The organism is Mycobacteriales bacterium, from assembly GCA_035550055.1.
Lineage (GTDB): Bacteria > Actinomycetota > Actinomycetes > JAFAQI01 > JAFAQI01 > DASZTV01.
In genome coordinates this window covers 30,140-44,128 of record DASZRO010000117.1, presented here as the reverse complement: position 1 = coordinate 44,128, position 13,989 = coordinate 30,140, and the positions used below count along the sequence as shown (strand labels likewise).

General features: G+C 71.5%; 13 protein-coding genes. 5 read left to right on the top strand and 8 right to left on the bottom strand.

The window, feature by feature from the left end:
- Positions 1 to 3: 3 nt before the first annotated feature.
- The gene (locus tag VG899_16800) at positions 4 to 936 is read right to left on the bottom strand and encodes a PfkB family carbohydrate kinase (protein HWA68025.1); all 933 of its coding nucleotides are present in this window, start codon (positions 934 to 936) and stop codon (positions 4 to 6) included.
- A gap of 57 nt (positions 937 to 993) precedes the next feature.
- Here VG899_16800 and VG899_16795 point away from each other — a divergent pair, with 57 nt between their 5' ends.
- From VG899_16795 to VG899_16785, 3 genes are all read left to right on the top strand, one after another.
- A complete protein-coding gene (locus tag VG899_16795; protein ID HWA68024.1) occupies positions 994 to 2,442 on the top strand; it encodes a cellulase family glycosylhydrolase in 1,449 nt (482 codons plus the stop codon).
- Positions 2,443 to 2,513: 71 nt separating this feature from the next.
- Entirely contained in the window at positions 2,514 to 4,646 is a 2,133-nt protein-coding gene (locus tag VG899_16790) for an alpha-L-rhamnosidase C-terminal domain-containing protein (protein ID HWA68023.1), read from the top strand.
- A 17-nt stretch (positions 4,647 to 4,663) separates the two neighbouring features.
- Positions 4,664 to 5,431: an alpha/beta hydrolase gene (locus VG899_16785; GenBank protein ID HWA68022.1), complete on the top strand. Its 768-nt coding sequence runs from the start codon at positions 4,664 to 4,666 to the stop codon at positions 5,429 to 5,431.
- Between the two features lie 7 nt (positions 5,432 to 5,438).
- On the opposite strand, the gene VG899_16780 is transcribed toward VG899_16785, so the two are convergent.
- Positions 5,439 to 5,870 carry a VOC family protein gene (locus tag VG899_16780; GenBank protein ID HWA68021.1) on the bottom strand — a complete coding sequence of 144 codons (432 nt, stop codon included), beginning with the start codon at positions 5,868 to 5,870 and terminating at the stop codon, positions 5,439 to 5,441.
- Positions 5,871 to 5,936: 66 nt separating this feature from the next.
- Between VG899_16780 and VG899_16775 the strand changes: the two genes are divergently transcribed.
- On the top strand, positions 5,937 to 6,836 hold the full coding sequence (locus tag VG899_16775; protein HWA68020.1) for a CoA ester lyase: 900 nt from the start codon (positions 5,937 to 5,939) through the stop codon (positions 6,834 to 6,836).
- Between the two features lie 66 nt (positions 6,837 to 6,902).
- On the opposite strand, the gene VG899_16770 is transcribed toward VG899_16775, so the two are convergent.
- The 6 genes from VG899_16770 to VG899_16745 are packed head-to-tail and all read right to left on the bottom strand — an operon-like array spanning position 6,903 to position 13,011.
- Positions 6,903 to 7,724 carry a MaoC family dehydratase N-terminal domain-containing protein gene (locus tag VG899_16770; GenBank protein HWA68019.1) on the bottom strand — a complete coding sequence of 274 codons (822 nt, stop codon included), beginning with the start codon at positions 7,722 to 7,724 and terminating at the stop codon, positions 6,903 to 6,905.
- A gap of 4 nt (positions 7,725 to 7,728) precedes the next feature.
- The gene (locus VG899_16765) at positions 7,729 to 8,133 is read right to left on the bottom strand and encodes a nuclear transport factor 2 family protein (GenBank protein ID HWA68018.1); all 405 of its coding nucleotides are present in this window, start codon (positions 8,131 to 8,133) and stop codon (positions 7,729 to 7,731) included.
- Between the two features lie 24 nt (positions 8,134 to 8,157).
- The gene (locus tag VG899_16760; GenBank protein HWA68017.1) at positions 8,158 to 9,198 is read right to left on the bottom strand and encodes an amidoligase family protein; all 1,041 of its coding nucleotides are present in this window, start codon (positions 9,196 to 9,198) and stop codon (positions 8,158 to 8,160) included.
- A gap of 4 nt (positions 9,199 to 9,202) precedes the next feature.
- The gene (locus VG899_16755) at positions 9,203 to 10,207 is read right to left on the bottom strand and encodes a hypothetical protein (protein ID HWA68016.1); all 1,005 of its coding nucleotides are present in this window, start codon (positions 10,205 to 10,207) and stop codon (positions 9,203 to 9,205) included.
- Positions 10,204 to 10,722, bottom strand: coding sequence for a SigE family RNA polymerase sigma factor (locus tag VG899_16750; protein ID HWA68015.1), 519 nt, complete (start codon positions 10,720 to 10,722; stop codon positions 10,204 to 10,206). Before VG899_16750 ends, VG899_16755 begins: the two co-directional genes overlap by 4 nt.
- 48 nt (positions 10,723 to 10,770) lie before the next feature.
- A complete protein-coding gene (locus VG899_16745; GenBank protein HWA68014.1) occupies positions 10,771 to 13,011 on the bottom strand; it encodes an AAA family ATPase in 2,241 nt (746 codons plus the stop codon).
- A 33-nt stretch (positions 13,012 to 13,044) separates the two neighbouring features.
- On the opposite strand from VG899_16745, the gene VG899_16740 reads away from it, so the two are divergent.
- Complete coding sequence (locus VG899_16740; GenBank protein HWA68013.1) at positions 13,045 to 13,920, top strand: LLM class flavin-dependent oxidoreductase; 876 nt, start codon at positions 13,045 to 13,047, stop codon at positions 13,918 to 13,920.
- The last annotated feature ends 69 nt before the right edge of the window (positions 13,921 to 13,989 follow it).

Here is a 13,989-nt window from a genome sequence, read left to right as displayed (position 1 = left end):
GCGTCAGGCTTCGGCGACGAGGGCGTCGGCGGTTGCCAGGTCGAACTCGCCGTAGTCGGTGCCCAGCCCCTGGGCCACTAGGCCCGCCGTGGCGCAGCCGAGCGCCGCTGCCGCGGCGACGTCACGACCGAGGGACAGACCGCGCAGGAACCCTGCGGAGAACGCGTCGCCACAGCCGGTGGTGTCGACGACCGGGACGGTGTACGCCGGCACCCGCTCGACGCCGTCCGAGGTCGCGACGACGGCCCCATCGGCGCCGACCGTCGCGGCGACGCACCCGATCCCGCGTCCGACCAGGGCCTGGCAACCCTGCGCCACCGACTCCAGCCCGGTCAGCCCCCGGACCTGCTCGTCGTTGGGCAACAGGTAGTCCACCAGCGGGAAGATCGGCGCCACCCAGTCGACCAGGTCGCGCAGCTGCTCGCCCGGTGCCAGGAAGTCGGCCGACGTGACGACGCCGTGCTCGCGGGCGAACGACAGGATGCGCGCCGCCTCCTCGCCGCCCATGAACTCCGGACCGCCGAGGTGGAGATGGGTCGAGTCCGCGATCACCTCCCAGGGCGCGTCGTCGGCGAGATAGGTCCCGTTCGCGCCGATCACATGGAACGCCGGCCGGGAGCCGTCCGGGCGGATCGGCAGCACGCTGGAGGAGGTCTGGACGTCGTCGCGCCGCAGGAGGTTCGACACGTCGACGCCGGCCGCGGTGAGCAGTCGCAGCAGCGCGTCGCCCAGCGGGTCGTTGCCGATCGCGCCGGCGGACCGCACGACGGCGCCGAGCTTGGCGAGGGTGATCGCGGTGCCGCCTGCCGTGCCCGCGCCGGTCATCCGGATCTCCTCGACGATCGCGCCGCCCTGGCCTTCCGGGATCGACTCGACCGGACGGACCAGCACGTCGAGAACGTGGACTCCGAGGGCAACGACGCGCATCTCGCTCATGGGAAACATCTTTGGTCATCGCGCGACCGCGGACCACAACCGGTGTTGACTTGCCGGGTGCGTCGCGCGACCTGGCCAGCCCGCCTGGCGCTGGGGGCGGTCCTCGCACTGCTGCTGCCCACCGCGGTCCCGAGCCTCGCCACCGCGGCGCGGCGCTCGCCGGGTGCACGCACCGACATCTCGCGGGTCGACTCGTGGCTGGTCGACCGACAAGGTCGCGTCGTCGAGCTGCACGGGTTCGACATCATCCGCAAGACCGCGCCGTTCTACCCGTCGCACTTCACGGCGAAAGACGCCGACTTCCTGGTGCGCAACGGGTTCACCGGCGTACGAATCGGACTCATCTGGTCAGCGGTCGAGCCGCGGCCCGGGGTCTACGACGACCGCTACCTCCGCACGTTCATCAGGTTCGCGGACCTGCTCGCAGCGCACCGGATCCATGCCCTCGTCGACTTCCACCAGGACGCCTGGTCGGCGTCGGCCGGCGGTGACGGCGCCCCGCGGTGGGCGACGCTCGGCAACAACCTGCTGTCGGACTTCCAGGCGTTCTGGGACAACCGGCCGGGCCCGGGCGGTGTCGGCATCCAGACCCGTTTCGTTGCCGCGTGGCGCCACGTCGTACGGCTGATCGACGCGAGCCCCGCCGCACCGTCACTGATCGGACTCGACCCGTTCAACGAGCCGTACGCCGGGACCAAGTCACTGTGCGCCCCGTTCGTACCCTGTCCGGCATTCGAGTCCGGTCCCCTCGCGGCGTTCTACCGGCGGGTCATCAAAGCGATCCGGTCGACCGGCGACCGCCACGTGATCTTCCCGGAGGGGGTCGCGCAGAACGGTCTCGCCCAGCCGTCGCTGCCGCGGTTCGGCGACCCGCAGACGGCGTTCAGCTTCCACTACTACTGCCCGCTCACGCAGGACGCGACCGCGGTCCAGCCGACGGACGCCGCCTGCCAGCCGCTCGAGCGGCACGGCATCGGCAGCTTCGAGTCGTTCGCGGCCCGTCATGACGTCCCGGCGATCCTCGGCGAGTTCTCCTGCAACGACGCGACCGACGACAACGCCGCGATGGTCGATGCCGCCGACGAGCGGTACACCTCGTGGATGGCATGGATGTACTACGCAGCGAAGGACGACCCCGCGAACTGTCCCGGGCAGGGCCTGCTGCGCGACGACGCGAGACCCGGCAGCCTCGCGAACGTCAAGACGGCGAAGCTGGGCGCGTTCGAGGTGCCGTATCCGCAGGCGATCGCAGGGACGCCGGGCGGGTACCGCTACGACCGGACCAGCCGGACGATGACGTTGTCCTACGCCGCGACCGCGGTGCCCGGCGCGACGCTCGCGAAGGGTACGGCGACGGTCGTCTTCGTGCCGCGTTTCGTCTACCGCAACGGATACCGCGCCGACGTCTCGGGCGCACACGTCACCTCGCGCCCAGGAGCACAGCGGCTGACGCTGGTCAGCGATCGGCACGGTGCGACCGTCACCGTCACGGTGCGCCCGCGCTAGGTTCCAGCGCGTCGCCGTGACGTGACGGCCCCGTGACCGGGCGGACCGGACGCTGCGGCAGACTCTCGCGGGTGCGCCGATCGCCCCTCGTCGGGTTGCTGGCGGCAGCTGCTGCCGTCGCCACCGCCACGGTCAGTCCCGCGACCGCACGGCCGGTCTCGACCGACCGCCCGGCGTACCCGACCGCAGCCGCGTTGTCGCAGACGCCGGTCCCCACGGACCCGGGGTGGCGTCGCTACGACGAGGCACCGCGCTCGGCACAGGTCGCACCGGTTGCGATCGCGTCGGTCAGCGGTCAGGTGAGCGACCCGCTCGCGCTCACGACGCCCACGACCGCGGACGCGACGACGCTCACCTACCGGGTCGGCGGGCCGGCCCCGTCGCTGCTGCTCGACTACGGCAAGGATGTCGGCGGCTACCCGACCTTCGACGTCACCAGGACGTCCGGGACCTCGATCGGCGCGACGTACTCCGAGACGTTGCGCAACCTCGGCGTCGACAGCGCGACGAGCGTCGACCTCTTCCAAGCCGGCGACATCGCCCGCAGCGACGTGTTCCCGATCCTGTCGCCCGGGGTGGTCGAGGGCACCCTCGTGCAGGGCGGGGAACGCTATGAACGACTGACGTTGGCGACGCCGGGATCGGTCACGCTACGCAGCGCCGGCATCCGGTTCACTCCACTGCGGGAGACCCCGAGCCGGATGCGCGGACACTTCCTGTCCAGCGACGATCTGCTCAACCGCATCTGGTACGCCGGGGCGTACACGCTCAACATCAACCAGCTGACGCCGGGCACCCGGGTCGCACTCGGTCAGGTCAACCGCCGCCATCTGCTTCTCGACGGCGCGAAGCGGGACCGCGCGGTGTGGAGCGGGGACCACATGATCTCCGACCTGACGGACTACTACGTCAGCGATCCGGTGTACGCCCGCGACTCCGACGCACTGTTCCTCGACCATCCGGCCTCGGCCTCGAGCTTCGTCACCCCGGCCGCCGGACTGATGGCGCTGCCCGGACCGCTGCCCGGCGCGTGCAGCCCGAACCCGCTGGTGCTCGACGACGGCTGCGTCACCTGGTCGACGAGCTACTCACTCGCCGTGATCCCGGCGGTCTACAACTACTTCCGCTTCACCGCGGACGCCGCCTTCGTCCGCGCTCACTGGGCAGCGGTGCTCCGGCAGATGCGCTGGGACGCGACCCAGACCGCGCCCGACGGTTTGGTCAAGGTCGACGCCACCGACGACGCGTCGTGGAACCTCGAGATGATCAGCGGCGAGCTGACCTACGTCAACGCGCTCTACGTCCTCGCGCTGGACGACGCCGCGAAGCTGGCACACGTGGTCGGCGACCACACGGATGCCAGCGCCTGGCGACACACCGCGCTCGCCGTGAAGCGGACGGTCAACCGTGAACTGTGGAACCCGCGGACACACGTCTACGACGCCGGCACCACGCTGCGGGACAACTACGTCCAGGACGCAAACGTGACGGCGATCCTCGCCGGCATCCCCGGGAGGTCCCGAGCTCGCCAGATCCTCGCGGTGCTCGCCCGCAAGCTGCACACCCGGTTCGGTCCGCTGGTGGCGGCGCGGCCGGCGCCGACGGCGTACAAGCTCGACATCTCGCCGTACATGGGCAGCTTCAACGTGCTCGCCGACTTCGCCACCGGCCGGGCGGGCGCTGCCCTCGGGCTGATCCGCCAGGAGTGGGGCTACATGGTCGACCACGACCCGGGCGGTGTGGAGTGGGAGCGGATCCAGCTCGACGGGCTGCCCGCGGGCGGCAGTCTCGGCGCGGTGTCGGACAGCATGGCCCACGCATGGTCGACCGGCCCGACACCGGCGCTGTCGGAGTACGTGCTCGGTGTCAGCCCGGCCGCGCCCGGCTTCGCGAGCTGGCAGGTGTCGCCGCAGCCGGCCGGGCTGCGGTGGGCGCAGGGTACGGTCCCGACCCCACACGGCCCGATCAGCGTGCGGTGGCGACGGCCACGCACGGGCGAGTTCGTGATGACCGTGCACTCACCGCCCGGTGAGCACGGCACCGTGTCGGTCCCGACCGACTCCCGGCACGCGACCCTCGCCCGTGACGGCGTCGTGATCTGGCGCGACGGCCACGCGGTCGGCGGCTCCGGCGCGCGGCGCGTGGGTGCACGCGTCGACGTCGCGCAGCAGGCCGGCACCTCGACCTACGCCGCGGCCGGATAGGCGGATAGGAAGGAGTCGTGACGCAGCAGACCGGCTACCTCGACGTCCGCGGGCAACGCGTCTGGCACGCCGTGCACGGCAGCAACGGCGACCCCGTCGTACTGCTGCACGGCGGGTTCGCCAGCGCCGACTCGTGGCTGCTGCAGGCGCCGGCCCTCGAGGCCGCCGGGTTCCAGGTGTTCGTGCCGGAGCGGCGCGGCCACGGGCGTACGCCGGACGTCGACGGTCCGATCACCTACGGACTCATGGCCGAGGACACCGTCTCCTACCTCGACGACGTCGTCGGCCGTGCGGCGCACCTCGTCGGGTGGAGCGACGGGGCGGTGGTGGCGTTGCTGGTCGCGATGCGCCGCCCCGACCTGGTGGACCGGATGGTGCTGATCGGGCAGTACTTCAACTCTTCGGGAAAGGTGCCCGGCAGCACGTTGCTGTCGATGATCGCCTCACCGGAGGCCGAAGGCTTCCTGCGGGGAATGTACGACCCGTACTCCCCCGACGGCCCTGAGCACTTTGCGGTCGTCCGCGACAAGCTGCTTGCGATGTTCGGCAGTGAGCCGGAGATCGACCTGGCTGACCTCGCCAGCGTGACCGCGCCGACGCTGGTGCTGCAGGGCGACCGCGACGAGGTCACCCTCGCCCACAGCGCCGAGGTCGCCGACCGGCTGCCCGACGGGCGGCTCGCGGTCATCCCCGGAAGTCACGGGCTGCCGATCGAGCAGCCGAAGGTCGTCAACGAGTTGCTGGTCGGCTTCCTGCGCGACGGGGTTCCCGACCCGCTGATGTGACGTCGGCTCAGGCGCCGAAGTCCGGCAGCGTCAGCGACCCGTCCGCGTCGAGGGTGAACCCGGGGTTGTGGGCGATCTCCCACAGGTGCCCGTCGGGATCGGCGAAGTAGCCGGCGTACCCGCCGTAGAAGGTCTCCGCCGCGGGCTTGGTCACTGTGGCACCCGCCGCGTCGGCGGCGGCGAGGATCGCGTCGACCTCCTCGCGACTGCGGACGTTGTGGGCCAGCGCGATGCCGCCGAACGTGGCTCTGCCGGCATCGGGGACTCCCGCGTCGGCGGCGAGCTTGCCGCGGTCCCACAGCACGACGGCACTGCCGCCGGTCTGCACGAAGAAGGTCTCCTCGACCTCCTGGCCCTGCCAGCCGAGTGCCTCATAGAACGCGCGTGAGCGTGTCAGGTCTTCGACGCCGAGGGTGATGAGGCTGACGCGCTGCTCCATGGCGCGACGGTAGCGGCGGCGGGTGACGAGAGCTGCCGCCGGGTGCGCCCGCTAGGGTCCGCTGCGATGATGGGGATCTCCGACGTCCGGACGTGGATGTATGTCCCGGGCGACTCGCGCCGCAAGCTTGACAAGTCGCTGAGTGCCGGGCCCGATGCGGTCCTTGCCGACCTCGAGGATGCGGTGTCCGCGTCGGGCAAGGACGCCGCACGGGACTGCCTCGCGTCATGGCTGGCCGATGTCGATCCGGCCGCGCCGCGCCCGCGACTGTGGGTCCGCGTCAACGCCGGGTCGGTGGCTGACGACGTCGCCGCCGCGATGCACCCGCTGGTCGAAGGGTTCTGCCTGCCCAAGGTCGAGTCGCCCGACGAGGTCGCGGCGATGAGCTCGGTCCTGGACCGGCTCGAGCCCGCCGGATCGGCTCGCCGGCCGCTGATGCTGATGGTCGAGACCGCGCGCGGCGTACTTCGCTGTCGCGACTTCGCATCGGCCAGCGACCGCGTCGCGCTCTTCCAGCTCGGCGAGCAGGACCTGCGCGCCGACCTCGGGCTGCCGCCGGATCTGTCGAAAGGGGCCGATCCCCTGCCCGGCCCAATGCAGGCTGCGCGTGACGGCGTGGTGATCGCGTCGGCCGCCTCGGGGCTGGCTGGTTCGGTGGGCCCGGTCAGCGTGAACATCCACGACGCGGATCTGCTTCGTACCGAGACCGCCCGGTTGCGCCACGCCGGCTTCTCCGGACGAGCGCTGATCCACCCGGCTCAGATCGAGCCGATCGCGGCAGCCTTCGCGCCGACCGACGCAGAGGCGCAGTGGGCCCGCAAGGTGGTCGAAGCCGCCGACGCGGCCGAGGCCGAGGGCATCGGCGTGGTCGTCGTCGACGGCGGCATGGTCGACGCGCCGGTGGTCGCCACTGCCCGGGCGCTCCTGCGCCGCGCCACCACCACCCGCCCCCCGTCCCCGAAGTAGCACACGAAGTCCTCCGCCGGCCGGGGCAAACCACCACAAAGCGCACCGCCGCGGGGCAGTTGTGTGCTACTTCGGGAAACCGAGGGCGGCGGTCGCGGTCATCGCGACCTGGCCGCGACTGCGCGCGCAGAGGACGACGCGGTCGCCGTCCGGCGTACCGGTCAGCTCCACCTCCTCGCCGCAGAACACCGGGGCGCTCGCGGTGAACTCGACATCGGTGACCTGGCGATGCGGGTCGTCCAGGCGCAGCAGCTCGAGCAACGCGAGCAGAAGCAGCGGCCCGTGTACGACGAGGTCCGGGTACCCCTCGACCCCGGTGGCCCACGGGTAGTCGTAGTGAATCCGGTGCGCATTGCTCGTGAGCGCCGAGAACCGCTGCAGCGCGACCGGGTCCGCGCAAAGCTGCGCGCGCATCGCCCCCGGCCCGGGGGTGAGCAGCCGCTCCTGTGTGGAGTGTCGCGGCTGGCCGGGAGCCGCCGCCAGGCTCTCGGTCGGCGCGCGGTAGACGATCTGCTGCCGCTCGACCTGCGCTGCGCCTTCCGCCCGGGAGAAGGTGTGCTCGACGGTCACGAAGCGCAGCGGCCCACTGCGGCCTTGCCTGTCACTCGTGTCGACGACCGCCGCCGAATGCTCCACCCGTTCGCCGACGACCAGCGGCCGGTCGATGTGCAGCGACCCGCCCGCGAACATCCGCCGGGGCAAGTCGGCCGGCGGCACGAGGATCCCGGTTCGGGGATGCCCGTCAGCACCGAGATCGCGGCTCGCGGCCGGTGTTGCGCACGCCGCGAGATGCCAGTACGCCGGCAACGGCTCGCCCGGCTGCGGCGCCGGCAGGCCGTCGTCGAAGAGCGCAGCGAGCCCGGCAGCGAGGAACGGCTCGACGATCATCCGGTCAGCCCTCGAGCGCCTCGAGCATCGCACCCATCGCGGCGTGCACGGCGTTGATCGCCTGCAGCGGTCGCAGCATCACCCGGAACTCCACGATCTTCCCGGTCTCGTCACACCTGATGATGTCGACGCCGTTGACGTACTTGCCGTCGAGCGAGGTCTCGAACTCGAGTACGGCGCTGTCCCCGGCGAGCACCTCTTTCACGTACCGAAACGCGCCGTCCCCGCCGTCACCCGCGAGCACCTGCGTCGCGCCCTTCAGGTACATCGTCGTGACGGCCTTGCCGCGTTGCGGCGTGTAGACGACCGGCGAGTAGAAGACGACGTCGTCGGCGAGCAACGCGTCGAGAAGAGCCGGATCCCCGGCCTCGACAAACCGGTGCCAACGCCCGACCAGGTCCGCGATCATGTCGAGCCCAACGATATTGGTCTCTCAGGGGCCGGGAGAGACCAAAAAGGTTGGGCTCGGCGGAGGGTTTTCGCGCGGACGCGCGATCGGGGCCGGGTCGAGGCAGCGCTGCAGCAGCTCCTCGACCACCGCGGCGCGGGACACGACATCCTCGGCGCTGATCGCGCCGGGCAGGATGCGGATCTCGAGGGTGTCGCGGATCGGGTCGTCACGGAAGAGCTGGGTGAGGTTCACGTCGTAGAACTTCGTGAGCCCGCCCGCCTTCGCCGCCGCGCGCAGCTCGTCATACGTCGGCTCCCCGGCGACTGCCGCGACCAGCTCGTCGGGCAACGGCGCGAGCCGGCGGCACTGCGGATTGGTCCCGAGCAGCTCGCGCAACGGCTCCCGCCAGTAACCGAACAGCCGCACCACGTTGGCGAGCGCGGCCGGGTTCCGGTACGGCGCGCCGTCGACGTGCAGGTGGATGGCGGCCTCGCGCGGTACGACGAAACCGAGCTCACGAGCCGGCGCGAGCAGCTCCTCAAGAGCGTCACCGTGATCGGCGGTCAACGGCGGCGTGACGATCTCGCAGGGCCGCTCCCGCTCGCCCCCGGCCGGTGCGGCCAGTACGACGGTCGCACCCGCGACGTCCAGCCGCCGGATGTGGCCGATGGTCTCGACCGGCGTACCCCACAGCCGCGCGACCGGGTCGAGCACCGCCTCGATCCCCGCCGCGGGGTCACACTGCCGGTCCAGCAGCCGGGCCAGCCGGATGTCGTCGGTCAACAGCCGATGCCAGCCGTCGGCCGCCGGCGCGGTCGGGTCCAGGTCGGCCGCGATCGTGATGTCGTCGACCAGCGTGCACAACTGCTCGCCGCCCGCGCGGCGAACCTCGAAGCCGTGGGTCAGGTGAAGGAAGCGCCCACCGAGTGACTCCAGCGGGACGGGCTCGCTGTCCAGGTGCCAGACGGGAAGGAGCTCGCCACCCGATCGGGTGGCGAGCTCCTCGGCCAGGGTGCGACGACTCGATCCGCGCGGCGCGAGGAGCTCGACCTCGAAGCCGATCCGCGAATGGAGCGTCGTCACCGCTTCAGGATGACGGCTGGATCGGCAGGGTCTGCCCGTTCTCGAGCTTCTGCCCGGCCTCGGCCTTGATCTGGTCGGTGTCGGTCTGGTGCCAGAGCTGACCGAGCCGGACCGCGTCGTTGTAGTCGTAGCCCGCGGCGAAGAACGCCTGCCGAGCCTGCTGGTCGACGTACGCCGTCGACGGCGTACCACTCGGCGGGATCGGCAGCGACTGCCCGTCCTCCAGCTTCTGACCGCCCTCGATCTTCGCGTGGTAGGGGTCCGCGGTGTTCCAGGTCTGCGCGAGCTGGACGGCATCGTCGTAGGTGTAACCGGCGGCGAAGAACGCATCGACGGCGTCGGTGTCCGCACTGTCCTCCGGTGTCACCGGACCACCGCTCGGCGGGATCGGCAGGGTCTGCCCGTCCTCGAGCTTCTGACCGGCTTCGGCCTTGACCTGCGTGATGTCGGTCTCGTGCCACATCTGGGCCAGCGTCTGCGCGTCGCTGTAGTCGTAGCCCGCGTTCCAGAACGCGTCCATCGCGAGCTCCTGCGGCGAGGCAGGAGTCCCGCTCGGCGGGATCGGCAGCGTCTGGCCTTTCAGCAGCTTGGCACCGGCCTCGGCCTTGACGTTCGCAATCGCGTCAGGACCCGACTCGTGCCAGAGCTGCGCCAGCTGCTGCGCGTCGGAGTAGGTGTACCCGGCGTCGAAGTACGCCGCGTACGCATCGTCGGTCGAGCTCGCCGCGGTCGGCGTCGGTGCGACGTCCTTGGGCGACGACCCGTCACCTTCGGAGGCCTCGTGCAGGACCACGTTGTGCGACGGGTGCTGCAGCGCGTGTGGGATGACGACGCCGCCGGCGATCAAGCCTGCGGCGAGTACGCCGCCGCCGGTCGCGCGCACCGCCCACTGCCGACGCTTGAGGTTGCGGGCGATCTCGTGGGATCGGGACAGCACCGCATCCGCGTCGGGCGCGAGCAGCTCGTGGGTCGAGAAGGCCTCGTCGAGCTGGTGAAGGTTGGGAGTCATCGGGCGTCTCCTGCTACGGGGATTCGCTGCGGCTCCTGTTGAAGCCGCAGGGTTGCCAAGGCCTTTGATGCGTTGCTGCGGACGGTGGCCTGCGCGCAGTCGAGCAACGTGGCGATCTCGCCGTCGGACAGCTGCTCGTAGTAGCGCAGGACGAGGACCGCGCGCTGCTTTCGCGGCAAGGTGGCGAGCCGAGCCCAGATCTCGTCGCTCTCGACGAGGTCGTGGGCGTGGTCTCGATGGGCGTTGGTGCGGTCGCCCACTTCCACGAGCCGCTCACCCACCGCCTGGATGTTGCGGACCGCCCAGCGCCGCCGCCACGACAGGTACTCGTTGAGCACCATCTGGCGGACGTAGGCGTCGGGTGAGCCGGCGCGCAGGATCCGGCTCCACCGGACCTGCGCGCGGGCCAGCACCTCCTGAACGACGTCCTGGGCCAGGTCGGCGTCGCCGGTCAGGATGACGGCGTAACGGAGCAAGCGGGGCAGTCGGGCTGCGGCGTACTCCTCGAACGTCACGTCTCTAAGATGCCTGCGGCCCGGCAAACGTGTAATGCCTCGAGGGGCCTATTTCCCGCGCTCTGCGGCGAACTCCTGAAGCTTCTGGAGCTGTGCCGGATCCAGGGACGGGTGTACGACGGCGAGCGCGGCGTCGATGTCCGCGCCGGTGACGTTTGGCGCGTCCATCGACCGGCGCATCGCGGCCAACGCCGCCTGGCGGATCAGCGCCGCGCAGTCCGCGCCGGAGAAGCCCTCGGTGCGCGCCGCGACGGCGGCGAGATCGACGCCGGCATCCAGCGGGGTGTGCGCGGCCGCCGCAGTGAGGATCGCGGCACGAGCGGCCTGGTCAGGCGGCGGCACGAAGAGCAACCGTTCGAGCCGGCCGGGTCGAAGCAGCGCCGGGTCCACCATGTCGGGACGGTTCGTCGCGGCGACGACGACCACGCCACGGAGCTGGTCGATGCCGTCCAGCTCGGTCAGCAGAGCGGCGACCACCCGGTCGCCCACCCCGTCGTCGCCGGCGCCGCCGCCGCCACGTACCGGGGCGAGCGCGTCGACCTCGTCGAGAAAGACCAAGCTCGGCGCGGCGCCACGGGCGCGCGCGAAGAGCTGGCGTACTCCGGCCTCGCTCTCACCGACCCACTTGCTCATCAGCTCGGCACCTTTGACCGACAGCACGTTGGCGTGGCCGTCATGCGCGAGCGCCTTGATGAGATAGGTCTTGCCGCAGCCGGGCGGCCCGTAGAGCAGGACGCCGCGGGTCGGTGCGACCCCGAGCCGGGCGAAGGTGTCGGGGTAGGCGATCGGCCACAGCACGGTCTCCGTGAGGACCTGCTTCACCTCGCCCAGCCCGCCGATGTCCGCCATCCCGACCTGCCCGGGATCGACCAGCTGCCCGTCCATGCTCGACGGGTGGACCGTCGCGAGCGCGGCAGCGAAGTCCGCGGCCGCGATGGCCGGGGTGGGAGTCGGCGCCGACTGCTCGCGCACGGCCGCCAGCCGGCCGGCGGCGTTGACGAGGGCGAGCAGGTCGGCGACGACGAAGCCGGGGGTTTTCGCCGCAAGGTCGTCCAGGGAGACGTCGGCGGACAGCGCGACGGTCTGCGTCAGGCCGGCCAGCAGTGCCCGCCTGGTCGGCTGGTCCGGCAGCGGGACGACGATGCGGTTCGACAACATCGCCGGACCGAGCAGGTCGTGGCTGACCGACTGCGGCGCCGCGGTCAACGCGACGACGGCGCGCCCGGCTTTCACCAGGTCCGCGACGGCGGCGACCAGCACGGCGGCAAGCGGCGCGTCGCCGTCGGCCGGCGCGAGATCTTCCACGTCGTCGAGGACGAGCACCGATCGGGCGTCGGCGGCGGCGAGCAGGTCGGCCTTCAGCGACGCGATCTCGGCAGCCGCCTTGTCAGGCGCCAACGACGCGAGCTGCGGACACCACACGGCCTTGACCGTCAGGCCGAGCGCCGACGCGACCTGGCCCACCATCGTGTTCTTGCCACTGCCCGACGGCCCGCTGATCAGTACGCCGAGCGACGGCGAAGTGCCGAGCTTCGCCAGCAGCTCCGGATGGTTGAGACCGACGTCGAGGAGCTCCCGCAGCTGCTTCGCCTCGGCCGAGGTGGGCGCCGCGGCACCGGCCGCCGGCGGGATGACCGTCGCCACCGCAAGCGGCGTACCGGCCACCGGGGCCGCGGCGGCGGGCTGCCCGCTTGCCCACTGGACCTCCGTTGTCATCGTGACGACGGTCGGGACTGCGGGAGCCTCGACGACGGTCAGCACCATGCCCTGCCAGGCCTGGCCGAACAGCTGCTGCAGCTGGAGTCGGCCCTGACCCATGAGCTCAGCGCTCGACCCCTCGGGCAACGCCACGTCCTGCTGGAGCAGTGACACGGCGTCGCCCTGACACACCACCTTGCCCAGCAGAGCGAGCCGGACGGTCTGCGGCGGCAGCACGGACGAGACCTGCTCGGGGCCGCTGACGACGATCCGGTCGGCGGCCAGCGACGGTACGAGCTCCACGGTGACCGCAGTGTCCGGAGCCACCCCCAGGTTGCCCAGGATCAGGTCGTCGACCCGGATCACGCCCGGGTCCAGATCGGGTCCGCTCTGCGCGACGAGCGCGCCGGTCGCCTTCGTGCCGGTGAGCTTCACCACCGAATACGGCCGCGCGCCGAGCGCAGCCAGCACGGCGGGCGCGATGCGCACCATGCCTCGTCGGGCGTTGATGCCGACCTCGGACGCCTCGGCGCGCAGCTGGATGCTCACCGGGGCGCTCCCGGCTGCGGGTGCCGGCCCGGGCACAGTCATAGCCGCACCTTAGTGACGTTAGGGTCCGGCACCATGGAGATCGGCATGACGCTGCCGTCGATGGTGTCGGGCCTCGACCGAGACACGATTCTCGAGTGGTGCCGCCGAGTCGACGAAGGCCCGTTCTCGACTCTCGCGGTGGGTGAGCGGATCGCCTACCCCAACGTGGAGATGTTCACGACGCTGGCGGCGGCAGCGGCGGTCACGCAGCGGGTCACGCTGATGACCACGATCGTCGTACTCCCCGCGCATCCGGCGATCGAGGTCGCCAAGATGGCCGCCACGATCGACGTCATCTCGGCCGGCCGGCTGCGGCTCGGGGTCGGCATCGGCGGGCGCGGCGAGGACTTTCGCGCCCTCGAACGCTCGGACGCCAAGCGCCATCAGATGCTCGACGAACAGGTCGCGACGATGCGACGGGTGTGGGCGGGTGCCGCACCGGCCGAGGGCATCAGCCCGGTCGGCCCGGCGCCGGTCCGAGCCGGCGGCCCTCCTCTGTATTCAGGGGCGCTCGGCCCCAAGGCGACGGCGCGCGCGGCCCGGTGGGCCGAAGGGGTGGCCGGCTTCGTGCTCGACCCCATCGGCCAGGACCACGCCGCGACCTTCAGGATGGTCGAGGACGCCTGGAGCGCCGCCGGGCGCAGCGAGCGGCCGCGTCACGTCACGAGCTTCTGGTACGCCCTCGCCGCGGACGGCGCGACCCAGCTGAAGGACTACGCGTCGCGCTACCTCGCCATCTTCGGCGCCGCGGTCGGCGACTCGATGGCCGACCTGTGCACCGCGAGCAACGCCGGGGCGGTCACCGACGCGGTCAAGCGGCTCGAGGACGCGGGCTGCGACGAGCTGATCCTGGTCCCGACGTCGGCTGACCTCGCCGAGCTCGACCGACTGGTGGACCTGGTCTGCTGAACCCGCGCCGGGTGTGACGCGGGCCGTTCACATCGGCGTCACCGGGACTTATCGCCCGGCTGGTGGGGT

What these genes read in the sequence shown, in the direction of transcription:
- VG899_16770 (HWA68019.1), bottom strand. Translation starts at nt 7,724, where the DNA reads ATGATCGTCGAGCCGTTCCTCGCTGCCGGGCTCGCTGCGCTCTTCGAC.
- VG899_16740 (HWA68013.1), top strand. Translation starts at nt 13,045, where the DNA reads ATGGAGATCGGCATGACGCTGCCGTCGATGGTGTCGGGCCTCGACCGA.
- VG899_16755 (HWA68016.1), bottom strand. Translation starts at nt 10,207, where the DNA reads ATGACTCCCAACCTTCACCAGCTCGACGAGGCCTTCTCGACCCACGAG.
- VG899_16775 (HWA68020.1), top strand. Translation starts at nt 5,937, where the DNA reads ATGATGGGGATCTCCGACGTCCGGACGTGGATGTATGTCCCGGGCGAC.
- VG899_16745 (HWA68014.1), bottom strand. Translation starts at nt 13,011, where the DNA reads ATGACTGTGCCCGGGCCGGCACCCGCAGCCGGGAGCGCCCCGGTGAGC.
- VG899_16765 (HWA68018.1), bottom strand. Translation starts at nt 8,133, where the DNA reads ATGATCGCGGACCTGGTCGGGCGTTGGCACCGGTTTGTCGAGGCCGGG.
- VG899_16800 (HWA68025.1), bottom strand. Translation starts at nt 936, where the DNA reads ATGAGCGAGATGCGCGTCGTTGCCCTCGGAGTCCACGTTCTCGACGTG.
- VG899_16780 (HWA68021.1), bottom strand. Translation starts at nt 5,870, where the DNA reads ATGGAGCAGCGCGTCAGCCTCATCACCCTCGGCGTCGAAGACCTGACA.